Annotated in this window: 21 protein-coding genes and 1 pseudogene; 13 read left to right on the top strand and 9 right to left on the bottom strand. The window is 50.3% G+C overall.

The window, feature by feature from the left end; all coding sequences use genetic code 11:
* The first annotated feature begins 52 nt into the window (after positions 1-52).
* Positions 53-265, top strand: a complete 213-nt coding sequence (locus ACWAU4_RS05180) for a hypothetical protein (protein WP_243889803.1) — start codon at positions 53-55, stop codon at positions 263-265.
* A 13-nt stretch (positions 266-278) separates the two neighbouring features.
* On the opposite strand, the gene ACWAU4_RS05175 is transcribed toward ACWAU4_RS05180, so the two are convergent.
* Together ACWAU4_RS05175 and ACWAU4_RS05170 are read right to left on the bottom strand one after the other, a co-directional pair.
* Positions 279-548, bottom strand: coding sequence for a hypothetical protein (locus tag ACWAU4_RS05175; protein ID WP_025011513.1), 270 nt, complete (start codon positions 546-548; stop codon positions 279-281).
* Between the two features lie 60 nt (positions 549-608).
* Complete coding sequence (locus tag ACWAU4_RS05170) at positions 609-1,964, bottom strand: ABCB family ABC transporter ATP-binding protein/permease (protein ID WP_454290566.1); 1,356 nt, start codon at positions 1,962-1,964, stop codon at positions 609-611.
* Between the two features lie 83 nt (positions 1,965-2,047).
* On the opposite strand from ACWAU4_RS05170, the gene ACWAU4_RS05165 reads away from it, so the two are divergent.
* Positions 2,048-3,715, top strand: coding sequence for a recombinase family protein (locus tag ACWAU4_RS05165; RefSeq protein ID WP_454290478.1), 1,668 nt, complete (start codon positions 2,048-2,050; stop codon positions 3,713-3,715).
* A 96-nt stretch (positions 3,716-3,811) separates the two neighbouring features.
* Here the strand turns inward: ACWAU4_RS05165 and ACWAU4_RS05160 are convergent, their stop codons facing one another.
* Positions 3,812-4,372, bottom strand: a complete 561-nt coding sequence (locus ACWAU4_RS05160) for a recombinase family protein (RefSeq protein ID WP_454290477.1) — start codon at positions 4,370-4,372, stop codon at positions 3,812-3,814.
* Between the two features lie 240 nt (positions 4,373-4,612).
* Between ACWAU4_RS05160 and ACWAU4_RS05155 the strand changes: the two genes are divergently transcribed.
* The 5 genes from ACWAU4_RS05155 to ACWAU4_RS05135 all read left to right on the top strand — a co-directional run bounded on the left by ACWAU4_RS05155 (position 4,613) and on the right by ACWAU4_RS05135 (position 11,015).
* A complete protein-coding gene (locus ACWAU4_RS05155) occupies positions 4,613-5,410 on the top strand; it encodes a hypothetical protein (protein ID WP_454290476.1) in 798 nt (265 codons plus the stop codon).
* A 38-nt stretch (positions 5,411-5,448) separates the two neighbouring features.
* The gene (locus tag ACWAU4_RS05150) at positions 5,449-5,886 is read left to right on the top strand and encodes a hypothetical protein (RefSeq protein ID WP_454290475.1); all 438 of its coding nucleotides are present in this window, start codon (positions 5,449-5,451) and stop codon (positions 5,884-5,886) included.
* 368 nt (positions 5,887-6,254) lie between these two features.
* Positions 6,255-6,464 carry a hypothetical protein gene (locus tag ACWAU4_RS05145; RefSeq protein WP_109248472.1) on the top strand — a complete coding sequence of 70 codons (210 nt, stop codon included), beginning with the start codon at positions 6,255-6,257 and terminating at the stop codon, positions 6,462-6,464.
* Positions 6,445-9,414, top strand: a complete 2,970-nt coding sequence (locus ACWAU4_RS05140; protein WP_454290474.1) for a hypothetical protein — start codon at positions 6,445-6,447, stop codon at positions 9,412-9,414. Before ACWAU4_RS05145 ends, ACWAU4_RS05140 begins: the two co-directional genes overlap by 20 nt.
* A gap of 365 nt (positions 9,415-9,779) precedes the next feature.
* Positions 9,780-11,015, top strand: a complete 1,236-nt coding sequence (locus ACWAU4_RS05135) for a hypothetical protein (RefSeq protein ID WP_454290473.1) — start codon at positions 9,780-9,782, stop codon at positions 11,013-11,015.
* A 119-nt stretch (positions 11,016-11,134) separates the two neighbouring features.
* On the opposite strand, the gene ACWAU4_RS05130 is transcribed toward ACWAU4_RS05135, so the two are convergent.
* The 5 genes from ACWAU4_RS05130 to ACWAU4_RS05110 all read right to left on the bottom strand — a co-directional run bounded on the left by ACWAU4_RS05130 (position 11,135) and on the right by ACWAU4_RS05110 (position 13,698).
* The gene (locus ACWAU4_RS05130; protein WP_454290472.1) at positions 11,135-11,692 is read right to left on the bottom strand and encodes a hypothetical protein; all 558 of its coding nucleotides are present in this window, start codon (positions 11,690-11,692) and stop codon (positions 11,135-11,137) included.
* A 179-nt stretch (positions 11,693-11,871) separates the two neighbouring features.
* Complete coding sequence (locus ACWAU4_RS05125) at positions 11,872-12,408, bottom strand: hypothetical protein (protein WP_454290471.1); 537 nt, start codon at positions 12,406-12,408, stop codon at positions 11,872-11,874.
* Positions 12,405-12,902, bottom strand: a complete 498-nt coding sequence (locus ACWAU4_RS05120; protein WP_454290470.1) for a hypothetical protein — start codon at positions 12,900-12,902, stop codon at positions 12,405-12,407. Before ACWAU4_RS05120 ends, ACWAU4_RS05125 begins: the two co-directional genes overlap by 4 nt.
* Before the next feature lie 14 nt (positions 12,903-12,916).
* Positions 12,917-13,462, bottom strand: a complete 546-nt coding sequence (locus tag ACWAU4_RS05115) for a hypothetical protein (protein ID WP_454290469.1) — start codon at positions 13,460-13,462, stop codon at positions 12,917-12,919.
* Complete coding sequence (locus ACWAU4_RS05110) at positions 13,459-13,698, bottom strand: hypothetical protein (protein ID WP_044733857.1); 240 nt, start codon at positions 13,696-13,698, stop codon at positions 13,459-13,461. The genes ACWAU4_RS05115 and ACWAU4_RS05110 overlap by 4 nt, the downstream gene beginning before the upstream one ends.
* A 332-nt stretch (positions 13,699-14,030) precedes the next feature.
* On the opposite strand from ACWAU4_RS05110, the gene ACWAU4_RS05105 reads away from it, so the two are divergent.
* The 6 genes from ACWAU4_RS05105 to ACWAU4_RS05080 all read left to right on the top strand — a co-directional run bounded on the left by ACWAU4_RS05105 (position 14,031) and on the right by ACWAU4_RS05080 (position 18,484).
* Entirely contained in the window at positions 14,031-14,396 is a 366-nt protein-coding gene (locus ACWAU4_RS05105; RefSeq protein WP_345886186.1) for a hypothetical protein, read from the top strand.
* A gap of 585 nt (positions 14,397-14,981) precedes the next feature.
* The gene (locus ACWAU4_RS05100) at positions 14,982-15,635 is read left to right on the top strand and encodes a hypothetical protein (RefSeq protein ID WP_454290468.1); all 654 of its coding nucleotides are present in this window, start codon (positions 14,982-14,984) and stop codon (positions 15,633-15,635) included.
* A 5-nt stretch (positions 15,636-15,640) separates the two neighbouring features.
* Positions 15,641-16,039, top strand: coding sequence for a hypothetical protein (locus ACWAU4_RS05095; RefSeq protein WP_454290467.1), 399 nt, complete (start codon positions 15,641-15,643; stop codon positions 16,037-16,039).
* A 16-nt stretch (positions 16,040-16,055) separates the two neighbouring features.
* Positions 16,056-17,258, top strand: coding sequence for a hypothetical protein (locus ACWAU4_RS05090; protein WP_432480341.1), 1,203 nt, complete (start codon positions 16,056-16,058; stop codon positions 17,256-17,258).
* Between the two features lie 534 nt (positions 17,259-17,792).
* Positions 17,793-18,191, top strand: coding sequence for a hypothetical protein (locus ACWAU4_RS05085; RefSeq protein WP_187575680.1), 399 nt, complete (start codon positions 17,793-17,795; stop codon positions 18,189-18,191).
* Positions 18,188-18,484, top strand: a complete 297-nt coding sequence (locus ACWAU4_RS05080; protein WP_251101343.1) for a hypothetical protein — start codon at positions 18,188-18,190, stop codon at positions 18,482-18,484. Before ACWAU4_RS05085 ends, ACWAU4_RS05080 begins: the two co-directional genes overlap by 4 nt.
* A gap of 207 nt (positions 18,485-18,691) precedes the next feature.
* Here ACWAU4_RS05080 and ACWAU4_RS05075 read toward each other — a convergent pair.
* Positions 18,692-19,147 (bottom strand): annotated as a pseudogene (locus tag ACWAU4_RS05075) (ABC transporter transmembrane domain-containing protein); the annotation flags it as partial.
* Between the last annotated feature and the right edge of the window lie 248 nt (positions 19,148-19,395).

The raw sequence follows: 19,395 nt of genomic DNA, 5'->3' as shown, positions 1-19,395 counted from the left end.
AGATCTTACTCCTAGTCAAGACTTGCCACTTCCAGAGGATTTTGAAGTGAAAATGACATTTGTCAGTCAGGTCCCCAAGCCGGAAACGAGCAAAACTGCATCGCTCAGCTGCAAGAATTGCAGCCGTTTGATTGAGATTGAGGGAGAGATGCTCTGTTATCGCGGCGGTAAAATAACTGAACTGACGCCGGTAAACGAAGCGAAAAATGGTTTCAACCTACTGTGCGACGGCTGGCAAGCCAACCGCAACCAAACCAAGAAATAGGATCCACTCAGGCTCAGCTGCGCAAAACCCCTTGCGACTGAGCCTGCTTTCTTGACTCACTGATAATCCCTTCCAACGCCGCATTAAAGGTTTCCGCAGATACCATAGACAGAGTCAGGCCACGGGTGGAAACTCTCAGTCCGGCACGTAACTCGGTATGCAGTTGATTGAGGGCAACTTCGTCCATACCCCGCTTTTTCAGATTATCTGCCAAACTGTTCCAGTCTGTACGGACTTTGTCCTGCATTCCTTCGATATTGACCTGCAATACAATGTTTTCCATCTGTGCTGCCCCCAGGCTGACGCTACTTCGGAGTATCAAGTATGCGGCAGCCAGCCTGAATCAATGCTGAACTTGCACCGACTCATCTGCCTGTTTTGTGTGCTGGATCCGCCACAAACGAGCATAATATCCATCGGCGGCCAACAGGTGGTCGTGGGTGCCGGACTCAACCAACCGACCTTGATGCAACACTAAGATTTTATCGGCATCCACCACAGTCGACAGCCTGTGGGCAATCACCAGACTGGTATGGCCCTTGGCAACTTCATCGAGCGCCTTGAGAATAGCCCTCTCGGAGCGGCTGTCCAGTGACGAGGTGGCTTCATCGAAGATCAGTATCGGCGAGCGCTTCAATATCGCCCTGGCAATAGCCACTCGCTGCTTTTCACCGCCGGAGAGTTTCATGCCTCTCTCTCCCACCTTGGTCTGAGCCTGCTGTGGTAATGTCTCAACAAACTGCTTCAGATGGGCCAACTCTATCGCCTGCCAAATCTCGGCGTCAGAAGCATCGGGGCGGCCATAGCGAATGTTTTCAAACAGAGTATCGTTAAACAGCACTGTATCCTGAGGAACTATGGCGATGGCCCGGCGCAGTGCATCTTGGGTCATGTCGCGAATATCTATACCATCGACCCGAATTGCCCCTTGGCTGACATCGTAAAAACGGAACAGCAAGCGTACCAACGTCGATTTACCGGCGCCGCTTTCACCCACTACAGCCACCTTCTGCCCGGGTTCTATCTCAAAACTCACGCCCTTGAGTATCTCCCTGTCACCATAGCCAAAGCCAACCGACTCAAAACTGACTCGGCCCTCTGTCGGCACGATATCCTTGGCCGCTGGGTTGTCTTTTACCAGCGGAGTCTTATCCAGCAGCGAGAACATCCTTTCAATATTGGCCAAGGCTCCACGAATCTCACGATACACAAAACCCAGGAAGTTGAGCGGCATAAAGAGTTGCATCATAAAGGCGTTGATCAACACAAAATCACCCACTGTCATCTGTCCCCGGGTCACTTCAAAAGCCGCGAGCCCCAGCATCAAGGTCATGGCAACAGCAATAATGGTGGCCTGACCGGCATTGAGAGCAAACAGCGACAAGCGATTCTTGCGTTTGGCCACCTCCCAATCCGCCAAAGCCTTGTCATACTCATTCGCCTCATAGGCTTCATTATTGAAGTACTTGACGGTTTCATAGTTAAGCAAACTGTCGATAGCACGGGTATTGGATACAGAGTCGGCCTTTGCCGCCTCACGTACATAGGCGGTGCGCCACTCGGTGGCTATCACAGAGAACATGCCATAGGCCAACACGGAGCAGAAGGTAATCAGCGCAAACCAGATGCCGTAATTCCACAGCAAAATGGCCACTACCATCAGGATTTCCAGCAAGGTAGGCACTATGTTGAACACCATAAACTTTGACTTGAGTGAAACATTCGACGTCAAACAATGTTATCCTGTGTCCAGTCACTTCTAGAAGGATAGGACACGCGACGATGACCAGCCCTACCAATCCCAACCCCACCAAACCAAACAAAGTATTCAGTTACGTCAGGTTTTCATCAGCCAGCCAAGAACTTGGATCCAGTCTAGCCCGTCAATATGAACTAACCCGCCAATGGGCTTCCCAAAATGGCTATGAAGTTGACGACAACCTTAAATTCGAGGATCTAGGCGTCTCTGGCTTCAAGCAAGATGCCCGGCGGGAAGGTCTGGAACGATTACTGGCAGCAATTGACGCTGGCTATATTCGCTCGGGCGACGTCGTCGCAATTGAACGACTTGATAGATTGAGTCGTGCCGGACTTGCTCGATCACAGCAATTGTTAAACTCAATCCTTTCTAGGGGCGTTAATGTGGTGGCAGTGGAGGAAAACCTATTTCTGACTAAGGATTCCCCGAATGTCTTCAATGATGTGTTGAGGGTCTTACTCGCGGCAGAGTTGGCAAATAGACAGAGCGTCGAAAAGTCTCGACGTGTACGCGACGCCAAACGTCGTCAAAGGGCAGCGGCGGCAGAAGGTAAGGTTATTCGCAAACGACTGCCAATCTGGTTGACCATGAACGAAGACGGAACCGGCTACACCTTTGAACCGGAACACGTTGAAACGGTAAAGCAGATAATATCCCTTCGACGTGCCGGTCGGGGCTGGTCGGGCATTGCTGCTGATCTCAATGCTGATGGTCGCCGGGTTCGCTGGGGTCGCAATGGCTGGAGCGATACCAGTGTTCGGGCGGTGATCCAAAATCCCGCATTATATGGTGCCTACCAATCAGGCGAAATGCGACCGGTGGACGGCGACGAATCAGCGGAGAATGGGCGGCTTGAATGGGTGCCCGGTGAACTGGTTCTTGACTTCTATCCCGCCCTGATAAGTTATGCCGAGTGGCGCGACCTCCAACCCGGCAAACAGGGCAAAGCTGTGGGACAGGCTGGTGGCAATTCCCGAACTAATGCACTGGCTGGGGTCGCCCGTTGTGCCGAGTGCGGTGGAACACTGACCCGCAAATGCCGTCAAAGGAAAAACAAAGAAGGGAATCTTGTTCATTATGCTTTCTGGACGTGTCGCCAAGGTGAACAGGGCAGATGCTCGGTTGGCGCGAGTGGGTTCAAGGACTTGGGGGCGGAAGTTGTAGCAGCTTGTAATCATCTGGAGTGGGTTCGACCTTCTGACTTAGGCGACGTCAACCGCGCCCGAGATAAACTTGAACAAGAGCTGGATCGAGTTGCGGGAGTGCTTGAACGGCTTCAGAAACAGTTGGTTGAGGGTGACGCTGACGACGTTGATATTGTCTTGCCGTTAATCAAGAAAGCCAAACAGGACAAGAGCGCACTGGAAAATGAACTGGACTTGTTGAACCGGTCGACGTCAACCGAGACAGCCAAGGCAGACATTGAACGACTGGGCACCATTTCTGGTGACGTTGTGGCATTCAATAACCTTCTACGGAAAGTGGTTGATCGAATCGTTGTTCGACGTCGCGGGAAACTGAGTTATTCCTTTACGGTGGAACAGGCAAACGGGCACCGGTTCCGGGTTGACGTGATTAGGACTAAACAGGGTCAGGATCCGGTCAGATTTTATAATCGTGGCGTGGAAGGATTGCCGGAAGGCGACGTCGAAGACTTGTATCCGTGGGAAACCGACGTCGATCAAGACTGATTTATTATATCCGGGTATAAAAAAGGGATCCTCAGAGTGCGGGATCCCTTTCTTTTTGTGCGGTGAGAACAGGTTGACGTCGCGCCCGGTCGAGCCTCAAGCAGACATTCCCAACGCCCGTTGAACGGTGGACAGCGAACAACCACATTCATTCGCAATCTTGCGCAGTGAAACACCTTCAGCCCTCAGTGCCCGAATCCGTTCATGTTTGGCGACGTCAGGTGCCCGTCCTTTGTACTTCCCGGCTGCTTTTGCCTTGGCTACGCCAGCCGCAACGCGCTCAGCACGGATTCCGTGCTCAAATTCTGCGAAAACCGCTAACATAGATAAGAACGCCCGACCGGTTGAAGTGGACGTGTCTATGTTCTGATTAAGAATCTCCAACGTCGCGCCCTTGGACTTCAAGGCGTCCACAATATCCAATAAATCCTTGGTGGAACGCGCCAGACGATCAAGACGGTGGATCACCAACTTATCCCCTACTGAAATCATATCGAGCAACAGCTCCAGAACAGGTCTAGTCGCCTCGCCTCTTTTTGTCCCGGTCGCCTTTTCTGCCCTGATCACCGCATCAGGATAACGATTCTTAATTGCATCTACCTGCAAATCATAATCCTGAGCGCCCGTACTAACCCGAGCGTATCCAAATATAGCCATTGCCGTACCCCTTCTGTGTTTTGTACCGATTTAATCTCTAGAGGTCTACGAGTATAGCGTACCCAAAATACAGAAAACAAGTTTAACGGGTACAAACCCGGTTGTACCTGTTCAGCATTACCCAAAAGAGTATGGATATTTCGTGTTTTGTGCAGGATTACGACTTCTGTTAACAACTCTGGAACGGAGACGGCTAAATAACAGCAGAAGACAAGGACACCGACACACAGAGACGCCCCAATGAATCACACCACTGACCCAACACTTGAAACACTGATAGTTGAGACGGCTACCGCGCTAGGGATGGATAACCCGTCCGAGCAAATGCTATTAGAGTTCACCACGATCAACACCGGCACCAGCTCAAACAACGTGATCCCCTTCCAGCAGTCGAGCCACAACAGCCGCAAAGCTGACGGGCTAACCCGTATATCCGGCGTCTTTATCCATAACGACCCGGCAAGGTTTGAACCCGGTGCCCTTGCGGATGCCGTCGAGGCTTTCCAGAACCAGATTCGCAGTAAACAAGCCTTGGGCACTTTACGTGGTTCTGAGTTTAAAGCGTCGCCGGTCGTCGATCCGGCTACGGCGGCAATCGTTATTGAAAAGCTGGAACTGAATAAAGAAGGTCATGCAATAGGGGTCGCGGCAGTCTGTTCTAAAAAGCTTGAGGCTCTTTTGAACGTGGGATGGATCCCGGCTGTAATGGTTAGGGGTCTGGGCAGGACTAACGAAAAGCGACAGACGCGTAAAGGATTCCGTCTAACCGCGCTCGACATAGGCTGGACGGGGATCGGGTCAGCGGTGAAAGCGACGATAGGCTCCGGGTTTTCAATCAATGAACAGGTTGACGAGACTCTAACCGAGCAGCAAGAACCACCAGCAGCAGCGGAACCAGTGACACCGGCAACACCTTCAAACACTAAGCCAAGGTCGATCAGCGTCGAGCTACTAGGCGAAGCAATTCAGGAACGAATCGATCGCCGACGTCGCATCGCTCAATGGATAGAGTCAGTCAAATCAGGCACCGACTTCTAACCAAATACATATAAAATCAAGGGAAACACAACACCACCATGAAAACAGAATCACAACTTAATCAGATGCGACTGAATCCAAACGGCGTAGCCGTCGATTTGCCAACCCGTTTGAGCGTCGATAGCGACGTGCCAAAGATTATCCCCCTTCATACCCGTGATGGTGCACGTCGTCTGTGTGACATTGTACGACATGCAACAGAGGGTCAACGAGCGACGGCTTATATTGTCGTCATACCAGAACCGGCAGAGAAACCAGCAGCAAAAAAGCCCGAAATTCGCGACCGCATAATTGCCATTGAACGTCTGGCATATATGGGATGGACGTCTGAACGAATCGGCGCGGTGTTTGGGTTATCAAAACCAGCAATCACTAAAATCATGCGCGAATATGGACGACCCCTGTCTGAGATCAAACCGGAAGGAATTATCGTCGACCCGCCAAAGGACGGCGGCGACCAGTTGATTTTGGGCTAATACCCGATAGATATACACAAAGCGACCTCAGAGCGATCCGGGGTCGCTTTTTTATTGCCTAAAAATGCGGCAGGGGTAACGCCGTTACCCCGCTTCGCTTTTTTGTGTCGGGGTTTGTTAACCGGGGCAGATCTCCGGGTTAGGATCAGATTGTCCGTCGACACGACCGACGCCCGGATCAAACCTTTCGATAAAATAGAGCTATTTGCAGCTAACCTTTCGATATTTTAGAGCAATAAAATCGTTAGCTGTAGTCTCTTTATAAACTCCGAATACCTAAATAACTGTATGGAACACAAGAAAACCATGCAGGAATTATGAACAAACAGAAACCCACATTGCTAAAAACGGCACAAGGATAAACGAACATGAACAAGCATCAATCATCTAGCTCAAACTGGCAGAACGATAAGCGAACCAATGATGAAGGCGACTTTGCCCGGCTCAGAATGTGGATCGAAATGGATCTACACGACGAAATCAAACGGCTCGCTAATAAAAACGGTCGAGCATTCTCTATTGAAGTAAAGCATTTGCTCAGAGTAGCCCTAAGGAACCATGAACAATCAAGAAAATAATCCTCACCAACTAAGCCTGACAATTCAGTCAGCAATTCAAGGAAAAGCCCCGAAATATTGCGGGCTTATACTCGAAAACCCTCATAGAAATACCTTCCAAATCAACGGCAATTCCTTTGCGAATGTCGTCGAACAGGTGATCCCTGAATTTATCGTCGCTGCTGGTACGCCCAAAGCACAAACACCGGTATTCCTTCCGTATAGCCTCAAGGCGGTCGATAAGTTACTGGCGGCACCAAAGCCAACAGTACCGGGCGTGAAGGAGTTTAAGCGCAGTCGCGCCCATGACAAATATCATTTTGTTGTGCTGGACTTTGATGGCACGGGCGATCTCGACAAGGAAATCACCCCGGCAGCGTTTCACCAGTTATTGAAGGCAAAAGGCTGGAGCCATTGGCTCTATACAACCACCAGCCATGATCCGGTGCAAGGGATTAATCGGTTCCGGGTTTTGCTGCCCATGAAGGAAGGTCTGAATTTCACGTCCATTCGCGACAGGAAAAAGACCCTGAAACGGTACTTTGATCAAATGGTCAAACAGGCTGGATATGTGTCCACCCTCGACCGGTCGAGTTTTTCAGAGAATCAGGGGTTCCACCTACCGCAACAGGGATCCCAAAATCTACTGTTCGAGGGTTCACCGCTTGATTTAATGCGCTTTGGAAAGGATCCGGTCACTCCAAATGCACCAATCACTGATTGGAATGAACAAGCGGAGGCATTCTTTGCCGGGCAACGAGTACAGACAGCTCTAAAATGGAAACTGGACGCCGGTCGCCGGGATGAACAACTGTTCAACTTGGCGCTGGAATTGACCCGCTTACATGGTCGCCCCAGTGAGGTTAAAGCCAGTCTTGAAAGCGTAATCCGCTCCAGAATATCCGACGACCACAAACAGGCGGAACATCTGGGCAAGGTTGAGGGCAAAGTACAATATGCCCGTACCTATATCACCAAGAAATCAGGATTCGCCCCTATTCCTTCAGCATTTGTCCGGGCTGACTTTGTACCATTGGAACAGGCACAACAGGCGATCGTCGATCACTTGACCGACAACGACGATTCAATGCTATTGAACGTGACACCGGGAGCCGGTAAGACCCGAAATGCTATTGAATGGGCATCAAACGAGGCAACCCAAAAAGGGAAGGTGATTGGTTATGCGGTCAAGTCGTGTTCTGACGCTGACGAGGCAGCCGAAAAGTTTAAAGCAAACGGAGTTATTGACGTTCGCGTGATTCAACCCCGTATGCCGTCGAATTGCCCCAACTTCGCGACCTATGAGGCAAAGCGCAAGGGAGACGATGCCGATCGTCGAGGTGCGGGAACGATGGATCAAGAAAGGGGAGCGACGATCTACTGTAAAAGTCATTGTGCCGTTTCCCAAGCCGGTCGCTGTGAATACAGTAATCAGACTGCCAATCTGGAAAATGGATCTGTTGTGTTGATCTATAAACACGCCCACCTTTTTGACGGCAAGAACGGGGTCAAGGATCAAGGCTTTGCCCGGTTGGATACGCTACTGATTGACGAGGAAATTCTTTCAACCTATTCGAACGATTTGAAGGATTCAATGTCGCTTGAAATGCTGGTTGATCAAGTGCCTCAAGGGTCAACACTCTGGCGCGAACTGTTCGATAGTGAGATACAGACCCCGGCGGCACTGAATCACCTTCTGAACAAGTCAAAGCATAGGGCGACGTCGAAATTGATAAAGGATCAATTGAAACGGTCAGGTTTTGACATGCTGCGTCACCTTGCAGACTGTATCGAACAAGGCAAAGGCTCGAATGGGCTATTTGTCTATGGTGATCGCCTTCATTATGTCCGGAAACCGAGCTTTGCACCGGGCTTAAACCAGTCGGCGCGGGTTATCTTTCTGGACGGCACGGGCGACGTCGAAATTCTTAGAGCAATCACCGGTCGCAATAACCTTGTTGAAAAACGGGTTGACGTCGATGTCCCTGAAAGTGTTGAGATCATACAGGCGCTCAAAGATGGCTACAGCTTTTCAAAAAGTTGGTATGCCGGGCGCCCCGGAATGGCAGAAGTGGTTAGTCGCTGGTGTAGCGATAATGACATCTTTGAAATGACCAACAAGGATAACGCTGATGGTGAATCGGTCTACCTGTATAACCAGCGCGGGAAAAACGATCTGGAACAGGTTAAGGCATTAGCTGTCACCCTGACCCCAAATATCCCTGAGATTGAGCTGGAGACGATCGCCCGGTCAATATGGCGTGATTCACCAGAAGCTATTTCAATGGAACGCGAAACTGTTTTAGAAATTGGTCGAGGTCGCGGTTTGGCGGTCAATGTCTTCTCAAAGAAACAGGTTTTCGTCGACCAGCGTGTAAGGCGTCTACGGGATCAAATGACCAAGGCGGAGATACTACAATCGGCGCATCGCTCAAGGGCTATTAGAAGGGATTCGGGGTCGCCACTGCAATTGTATATCTTCTCGAATGAGATCTTGCCTTTGACCGTCACAAAGGTTGTCGGGATTGACGATCTGGGGCTGGTGATTCCTTCAGGGAAAACGAAGCTGGTGGATCGTGTGGTTAGTAAAGCTGACCTTGCAAGATTACAGGCAGTTGATGCAGTTGATGCAGTTGACGCTGACGAGCCTGAACAGGTTGCCGAGGTTAAGCCGGTTGAAAAGGTTAGTGGTAGCAACTATCACGACCAGAAATCTACCGAAGCAATCAATCGCTTTGTCGAGGCTATCCGGGCGGCTCTTGAACAGTCGGCGGATGGATTCTTGAAATGGAAACGGTCGATTATATCGAATGCAACCAGTGGGGAAGTAACCGAACGAACGTGGAAATGTCATTCTGACAAGGTTGACGAACTGGTTAAATCTGGTCTAGAAATCGTCGAGCAACGGATCAAAGTTGGCGACCGATATAAGATGGTTAAGGTCGTTAGACTGATTGACGTCGCGGCATAGTGGTTAAAAGGCTCTGGGCTTCGGCTTGGAGCTTTTTTGTATCTACTTGAACAGGTTCAGGCGCTTGCCCGTTGATGTTAGCTTGATATGGATCGTTCATTTTGGGACATAACTGCCTATAGTAAGCCCACGAACATTAACAAGCAGTTTATATAGATCTAGATCATTTTTGCCCTTATTAAAGGCATTAGGTTATGTCCCAAAATGAACGTAAACTTGCTTTTGCTGTTCTTCCGAATACGGTTAGACAGTATTGGGCAAATTATAGCGACCCCAACCAGCTCTAACCCCTTCAAACACCCCAGAACACCCATCCCGTAAATAACCCGCACCCTGACCAAATCAAGACCAAAGAGATCCAGAACATGACCACCACTTCAATAACCCCTTTCACGTCGCCAACTTCTTTCCTAACCGATGAAGAAGTCCGCCTTCTGAAGCAATACGCGCACCGTGACAGCCTCAAACAGCGCCCAAGCCACGATCTACCCGTTCGCCTTGGCATTAGTGGCACTGACACCTTCGAGTCATTACAGGTGGATATAGCGGCTCTGATCACCTATTACACAGCAAGACGTTTGCCATTTTCCATCGAACAGGATCTAGTAAACTACTCAATCACAATTGCCCGTCGTGTAGTTCTACCCGGCATCATTGCGGTTTGGTTGGATATTTTAAAGGCTGAGGTCTGTGCCACCACCGGCGCAGAGTATGAAGCACTTTGCAGCCAAGCCAGGCGACGATTTAATCAAGTCACCACGGCAAACACCTTCAGCGACTATGCCCGTTCCAGATACCAGCTCAAGGGCGACGACAACCTTGCCAGCTTTGATGACTGGTTCACACGTTTTGAAGACTTTGACAATTTCAACCCGGATGAAGGCGGCAAACAACCACAGTATCCCAAGCCCTTGCACACCTTCCGCCACCGGAAACGGATCCGAATCGAGCAACAAAAAGCCGCCCGAGCGAACCAGAAACCCGGTCGTAAAGGTCGCAAGCCCGATCCGAGTGCCTATTGGGGCTGGATGGAACCCTATGAAACATATCAAGAATTTGCCCGCGCCGATCGCCCCAGATTTGTCATGGTCGTTAACAACGGACTGGACATCTTGGAACAGAAATTTGGCATTAAATTCACCCGCGAGTTTATCCTTGAGCGTGCCAAATATTGCCGTAACAAGCGCGAGTTCAGCCTTAACAACACCGGTCTGATGGTCATTGCCAAGAAACTGGGCTTACAAAATGAACTTATTCAGATGCTGGAGTGCGTACCGGGGCGGAGATTCCTTCTAGACAAGGAACAAGTCACAGAGCCAGATCCGGAACTGGATAATCTGCTCAGCCAAGTATCAACCGCTCCCCTACCACCAGCAGAGGCAGCGACGTCAACCACGGCGACTCCGGTGAAACCAGTTCAACCAAAGCAACAAGGTCGACGTCGAATTAACTGCCATACCGTCGAATCTATCACGGTGGCAATAAAGCAATATTCAAGCCGGAAAGAATTACGTCGACGTGACCGATCACTTTATGAATCAGCCAGAAGGATGCACCAGAAAGGATTGATTGATATGGATGAATTGCTTCAGAAGGGATAGAAAAGACTAAGGAAATAGGGCTGTGAGGGCGCAGACGCGCCCAGACGGGTTTAACTGGTAAAAGGTGAGCGACGATAGCCTGATTAGACTAGGGTCGCTCTAAATGGATTACAGAGCGTTTAAGGGGCTTTTACAACGTCAACCCCGGCAAGATAACCCCATTCGGTAGCCTGTGCCTCAACTTCTAGCCATTGTGAATCGAGTAATATTAGGAAACGTTCAACCGTGGCAAAGTCACAAACATATCCAGCCGCTTGATATTGTTCCAGAACACCGACAAGCAGGTCACATTCAGCCCCACCCGCCGCACGTTCAACGGCTGTAACCACTTCCGCAAAGGTTGGAACAACCCGCCGGATCACCGGACGACCTGCAACAGTCTGACTAATGACAGTCTGGATCCCGCCTGTGCCGCTGCCAGTTTGCAATTCCTGTTGTTCAATCCATTGGTCGAATGTTAGACGCCTTTGGACGTCGGTCATAGTGTCTGAATCGGCATCATACGCCCGGAACTCATGCACACGGCGAACAGTCAGCCCCAGCAGTTCGGCTTCCAGTGAACGATTGACGCCTTGGGGCAAAATCCATTTTAGGTAAAGGGCTGCAAGTCTCTGGCGGTTGTTGCGCAACTTGAGCGCCAGACGCCGGATTGTGTTGTTCTGTGAAGAAGTGGTCATTGGTGATTGGTTCCCTGTGTGTGGTTCTGTGTATGACCTTATTTACCGGGAATCAGGCACAAAAAAGGGGCTTAGACCGCATCCATGATCTAAACCCCAACGTTGCCAGCCCGTCCCAGCGTTCACAAGGGAATAAACGCCACACCGAACAACCGACTGGCGAACCCCTTGCCAAGTCTTTAGTCGGCAGTAGCGTATCTCCAATCTGTTCTAGAACGATTGACCTGATTGACGTCGCCCCCGGCAAACAGTACGCCGTCGCCCAGAAAGTGATTTACACAATCTTCGCCGTCTTTGAACGGGCAATGTCTACCAGCTTCTGCAATTTCAATTAGAACCAGGATCAGCTTCCCACCAGCCGGGGCAGCACCAGTGCCAACCCAAGTTACAACCTCAGTTTCGACCGCAGACCATGCCGGAAGGGACACGCCACCAGCCGAATAAGCCCGGATTGCTGCGTCTGCCAGCCCGTCGCGTTCTACACAAGCCAATGCTGTTTCTGCCCGGCTCGCGTGTTGAATAGCGTCGATCATAACCAAGGCGTTAGAAGGTAATGAATCCATGCACAAGCTGGTATTAATTCGGGCTATATGGCGGATATAAAACGCTGCCAGTGCTGGACGATAACCCACCACTGTTGACCCCTTCCCAGTATTGACGATAGCCATACACAGACCCAGACATAGCCTATCCAGTCTTTCAATCTCGGTGTTCATTTGCGCCCCTTTTCGTCGAGTTCCTTTACTGCCCGTTCGACGTCGCGCCACAGTGGGAACAGACAGCAAGTCATTGCTTCAATGTCGTCTAGTTCAACGTCGAGCTGTGCAGCCTCAAACCGCCTAATCGCGTTTGGTACGATCTCACCTACCCATTCACCCGGCTCGCTGATAGCCCACTGCCCTAACTCCAGCTCAAAGGCATCAAATGAAGCTGGTTCGTAGTCAAATGAGCACACTCGACACCAGACTGTGATCGCGCTAGATAGTGATTGCCGCTTGTCCTTGTTTCTTGGATCAAGCGCGACGTCAACCAAGCAGTGGATCAGTTCAGAAGTAGCTTTGTTGCCTTCACTGACCGCTCTGGGGGATATGTATAAGACATGGCGAATATAGAAAGCGACCATCAGCCGACAATCCCCCCGGATCACCTGTAATTGCTGGCAAAGTGGCTGAAGGCGAACCCTTTCCGCGATGTCATCAGTGTGTCTCATTTTGTATAAAGTCCTTATTGGTTCAAAGGTTGTTCATTTTTACGACGAAGACGACGAGCAGCATCGGTGATCCGGGATATGACAAACATATGCCCCGGAAACATAGGCGCCGGGAATCCATTACCGTCAACGTGCTCCAGCAGTGCCTCAGCCCTACGATAGAACCAATCACCTTCTACCCCACCGCCGGGCACACTCCAGCCATGCCAAGCCAGCCAGAAGTCGATTAGCGGCACTGCCGGGACGGCAACCGGGCGAGCCTCGGGCTTTGTGCTCCAGCGCCAACGTGAAAGGGTTGATTCAATCTCAGAACAGATTGCCGTCGCCTGAGTGATTATGTCGTCTGTGGGTTGTTCACCCCGCTTGTAGAGCTTGCCTAGTGCCCTGCCGCCTTCTGCCAGTGCCAGTACCAGCGACTGATCTATCTCTGAGGCGGATTCAATGTCACCGGTACGGATAGACAACCCAAGCGACCAACGGAACCAGAAACACGGTACAAGCGATTTATGAAGCGACCGGGCACCGTCTCGGGCTACTTGTTCAGGAGTCAGGCTGGTCATTTGCGCAAGTCCTCCACACAAAGCCCGTGAGCACCCAATTGCAGAAGGATATTTTCGATTGCCGCCTGTTTCGCCTCAGACGTCGCCAACTCGACGTTAGCCGCCGCAGTGAGCGACCTCAAAAAGTCCACATATTCGCCGTTGTTGGTGAAAGCCGACCGGAGATCCCGGATAGCCTGACGTCCACCCCGTAAATGCTGGATCGTCGCCTCAATTCTTTCTGTTTTCGTAGTCATTTGTTTTCCCGTCAAATAAATCAAACAGCAATAATTCTTGTCAGTTTCAAGCATACCATCGGCTTGGCTAATAATTAACAAGCCAAAGATAAAAAATTGATCATTTTTAATAACTTACACCTTCTTTATAGCCAATTGGTTGCGTTGCGCAACTGATCAATATATTGAACAATTAAAAGCAATCACTGCCACCCTGCCCGGCTCCAGCATTGGTCAAAAAACCAGCAATCAATCACGATATTTGCAATTATTTTTAAAATCCCGATTCGGTGAACACTAAATAATTACATAGAGAGAAAAGAACACGACGCGACGAGCGAGAGAACCAGATTATGACAACACCAACCACAGACCACCAAAAAGACCTTAGCCGATTCCAGATGCGTGATTTGGTGATTCGCCAGCTTGCATTAGAAGGTGTCCCGCATATTCGCCTTGCGGCTATGTTCGACCTCGAACCGAGCACAATTGCCCGTATCGTCGCCTATAAGCGCGACGCCACAATCCGCGAACTGTTTGGACTGCCACCAGCCGACAGCCGGGATATGAAAGACGTGACCCGCGAACAGTCTATCAAAAAGGCAAGGCATCTGTGGCGAACCACTCGCAAGAGTAAAGCTGCCATTGCCCGTGAGGCTGGTATTTCTCAGCAAATCCTGAATCAGCACGGGGTTTTTGACGAGACGACTTTTGATTAACCCTTTCCAATAGTTTTTCAGTGGTGCCGGTTGGCGTGTCCTCAAATTGGCATTTGCGCAGTCAACCACAACACCACTGAAGAAGGTGCCGCAGCACAGCGCGACGATTGATCTACCGCTATCTGTAATCTGTTTTTGCCTTCCTCGGGCACGTTCAATTGTTGGCAGAGCACAGATAGACACAGTCCAAACGTCCAGCGTAGCAGCACCACACAACGGCACCCCGGATGCCGTGACAATAACGATCCTCGCGCTTTTTTTGTTTTGATTTGGGCGCGGGTTTAGGTCGATCCGGGACATTTTCAGGCGCATCAATAGGCACATTGGCTGACTCAAGGCAGATCCACAAAGAACATTACAAAGATCTGTCGTCGCCAATGCCTTGTCTTGCCCTTATACACCTTCAAACCCAAGTAGGTGAACCCATGAACAACCGACCCAAGCCAAACTTAGTTATATGGCTGTTGCTTTTGCTGCTTGTCACCTTCCCGGCAATTGCACCGGCAACCGCAGGAACAGCGACGTTAACCCAGTTAAACGACCAGCCACCGATCCAGTTCCACCAGATAGAGACACCACACGACCATGAACCAGAATCTAGACAACCAAAAAGCCAAACCGCATCAGCTCGACAGCCGGGAATCGGTACTGGTATCGCCTGACGGCAGCCTGTACGAATGGCAAACACCTTCCAGAAAACGGATAGGCGTAAATCTGTCCCACGTTCAGCAGAATCTTGACGGCGACCTGTTCAGATCTGACGTCGGGACGGCTATACGTCTTCAAATGCCCGAACTGGACGATAAGCACTTCAATGCTCGCTTTGAATCCCATTTCAATGGCGACGGTGCATTTATCGAACCGGTTGCAATTGGCAAGTTCCTAACCCGCGAGTTTAAACGGGTATTCGGTGAAGGTGAACGTCGCGCCAAGGTTGCCGAGGTGAAACACCTTCACGAACAAGAAGCAGCAGACTCCGCGATCTATTGCTGGTTAACCCCTGACCGCATCGGCGCTGGGTTGGAAACTGGCATGGCTTCGACGTCACCCATTTTGGAAACCATGAAACCAAAGGAATTAATCGAATGGATGGATGACGAGCTGAACAAGATACGCACGACAGCATCCCGATCCTCGATTGAGTCTTCCCGGTTCATTCTGTCGCAATATATATCAGGTCGTCAGCAGGTTTACGTCGCCAATGCCCACGGGCTACGGGGCAAACAAGACGAGGATTGAAGCAAATGGACGAATACGAATACACCTTCACCGATGAAGAACTTGCCGAACTGGAAAATGAAAACGAATTTGCCCACGGCATTACCCGCGAAATGGTTCGCGGCATAGTGGATCCAGAACAGTGGAACGCCCTTGTAAAGCGATACGTCGCGAGTCTGGACAATAGCCCGGAAATGCGACGTGAACACGCCCAGTTAACTATCTGCGACCCCATAGCCGACGAACTGCGCGCCGCTTTCCTACGCATTGACCCGTCGCTTGACGAGAATCCAATATTTGAAGAAAACATCAAGGTCATCAAAGGCTTGATTTATCGAGGATGGGATAATTTACAGCTTCCAGAAGGCGAACGCGAGCCGATGAACACGGTCGATTTCGACGACGAATTTATCGAAAACGAATAAACACAGGTACAAACGAATGAATAACAAAACCAACCATACCCCAACAGCCGCATCTAACGTCGCCTTTGGTCGCCTGCATGAACTACTTCATAATCAAGGGCTTGAATACGTTCAGGGCGGAATGCCGGAGCGCGAATATGGCGTAAGCCATTATGATCACGCCCAGAAGGAAACAACCAAGGCTTTTGAGCGTGCATCCCTTCGAGCACACCGCAACATGATAGCGATTGATCGCCTGAGCCGTATGAAGCCAGATGCTGCCGAGGCTGCCCGATTAGTGTTCACCAACTTGCCCAAGTCCGGTCGAGAATTGATTGAAAAACTGTGCACCATTGATTTCAGTTCGAGCCGTCGATTCCTTGCCTCACTGGGTCGTGCTGGTAGCCCCGGAGATTTTAACCTGTGGGATTTTCCAGACCTTCGAACAAGCGAGAAGCCGGATTCGATGGGCAGTGGCTTTGCCAACTATTGCGCGAGCCTGTATCCAAAGAACAAGTCCGAGACAGCCCTGACAGAATCCATAATGGATAGTCGCGTTCAGGCGACGTTGGACGGCACCGTCGACGCCCTAAAACGTCTGGGCGCACCTTCAGGACTGGAAGCCACCGAAAAGTTTCAACAAGTCAAGGAACGCGAAGGCAAAAACATTCGATTAATTAAAGTTATGGACGACTTCCGCGAAGCCAGCAAGAACAAAACCTTTTCTAACTGGTTGAACAAGTCCGATACAGCCCTGCGTGAGGGTTTTGATGCTGCCGCTGACCAGCTCTGGAAGGAGTTTAGTCGCAATGATCAGAGTCAGATTTTCGGCGTATTGCCCCGCCTTGTCTTGGTCGTTCGAGCGCTCCAGACGGTTGCAGTTGCAAGTACGAATGAGTTCAGTCGCGCCAGTCTGCTTGATCGCGCTCCAGCATTGATGCGTAGTTTGTCGTCGCCTCAACTTGCTCGAAATTTGATAAAAATGGTTACTGCCCTCGACAATGAATCCATTACCGTGGATGCCCAGACCAAACTCGACAAGTTGGAGATGGCACTTGCCACGACTCCCTCTGGTGGCGCGTTCGCCGAGGCACTACAGATTGCGCTGCCGGTGCTTATGGTTGGTGAAGTCCAATCCCTTCAGGAGAACGGGGATCAGCCACCGGCAACAGTTCAAAGCGAGATTTTAGAAGGGATTCGCGACGATATAGGCACGCTAATCACTTTGACCCTCGACTAACACAACAACCGAATGCGTTGACACCAAGGAACAAGGGGCAGCATCTGACCGGACACACCAGATTGCCGCCCCTGTCCTTTTTCTACTGAGAGTGTAAATATCATTAATATGAAAGAAAACAACAAGATAATTGAACGACTGATAATGTCGATAATCCTTTCTGACCTCGACGTCGAACGGATTGACAATCTGACCGGGGCGTTAGGGTTACTGTTTAGGATTGTCACGTCGCCCGAGCACGAAGGAGTTGCCAGCCGTCACTTTCCGCTACTGGTTCAGGCTATTCTAACCGACCCTGAAGCAGTTGCCCGGCGTCTAATTTGCCATCAGGGACAGTATTGGATCGATCCAGAACAAGACCGCCGTCGGCTTGTTTGAATGATAAAACGCTGCGTCTTTTTATCGAAACAATTAGCTCAATTACAGGGTCGAGCATTTCAAATAAAATGGTTCAAAATCAAGGGCTTACAATTGTTCGTAAAACAGAATAATTGTTTGTATAGAAAAATAATAGGTTTAAAATAGGTGACAACAATGGCTCACACATTTACAGATGAACAAAGGCGCAAAGGAGGTGCCAACTCCAAACGGGGTAAGGGTAAGAAAACCATTGCCCGAGAGATCTTGGCTGCTGTTATTGGCGACGACGAACAAGCCCGAAAAAGTTCATTAGAGTTACTTGATAATGCGCTGTCGGGTAAACAAGGCGGAATGCTTCAACTGGAGCTGGTCAAATTACTCTTTGAAAGTAGTTTGCAAACAGCCGGGGCGGTTCACGTCGCGGAACACAAACAACAGCTTCGTAATAAAGAGCTTGTGCTTGCCGCGATCCTTCGTCAATCGAACCAGAAACAGGCACTGGAATTGTATAAGGCACTCGACAGCCAAACCGACGACGACGAACAAGACGACGACGAGGAACAAGGATCATGAGCGGCGACGACAAACTATTTCAATCACTGGAAAAGGTTATCGACGGTAGTGGCTTGGACGCCTTCAAGTCCGGTGTTCCTCTAACCACGGTAGAACTGCTAGCCGTCGCGGGGTCGGCTATGGATACCAAGAACCGCCGGGACAGGTTGGCAGCTCAGGGCTTGAGTGAGGCGGAGATAGAGCAACATCTTGCCGCCGAGGTCACCCAAGCCTTGGGAAAAATCCGATCCGGTGAGTTGATCGTAGCGTCGCGAAACTATGGCAACCGCGATGCTTTGCCGAAAGGCGACTAGAGACGGCTCTAAATATCTATGTGACACGCGACGACAGACCGACCAACGTGTAATTAGTCCTGCATGGGTTATAACGGTTCGTCGTCGCACGCTCTTTTCTGGTGAGTGTGGTGAAGGGGTTGCCCCGGTATATCGGTTTTGTTCAGGCTGATGTACCGGGGTTTTTTTATGTCCGCACATTACCTTTTCCCACCTTCCAAACTTAATCACCATAAAGCGCATCAGAAAACTGATGCCGCTGGTGCCGCGCTCTATGTCCCTCGATAATCCGCCAGTGCGTCTGTCGAGATGGAACCCAAGATCCAGCCGGTGCAGATGTTCAAATACCTGCAACCCAAGGCGCCGTATCGCTCTCTCTGTTACCCTGCCAAAGAGGGTATCCCTGATCTCCCCTGTGAGTGCATTAACCAATCTCAAGCCGCCATAAGCCAAAACCAGCGCCAAGGGCACGGCCAACAGCTGCGCAGTTTGTTCGCCGCCAAGGCCATCTACCAAATGCTTCAACAGGAAAGGCAAGCCGACACTGGCGAGCTTTCCCACAACAAGACACAACAGCGCCAGGATAATCCGGCCCTTGTATTCCAGCAGATAGGGCCAGAGAAGTTTGAGCACTTGCCAGTTGAGCTTATCGACGGGACCTTCAAAGTAGAGAGTTGGACGCATACATCTTGCCAGGGGAAAAGAGTGACTCGAGTGTAACAGTGACCAGGACTCAAGTCTGCGATCTGTTTGGCTGCCCACTCGGAAATAATCACAGCAACTAGCACTTTAGAATTACAAAAATAACATTAGACCTAGACTAAATAACTAGTAACGGAATTTTTATCGCCAAAATCACCTCAAAGAAGCGAAAGATGGTTATGCATGAAAAAAGAATTTGGTACTCTTTCCAGCTATTGAGTACGGGCAGC

The organism is Shewanella sp. FeAMO, assembly GCF_053653955.1.
Note: the sequence above shows the minus strand (reverse complement) of the source record. Positions and strands in the feature narration are given on the sequence as shown.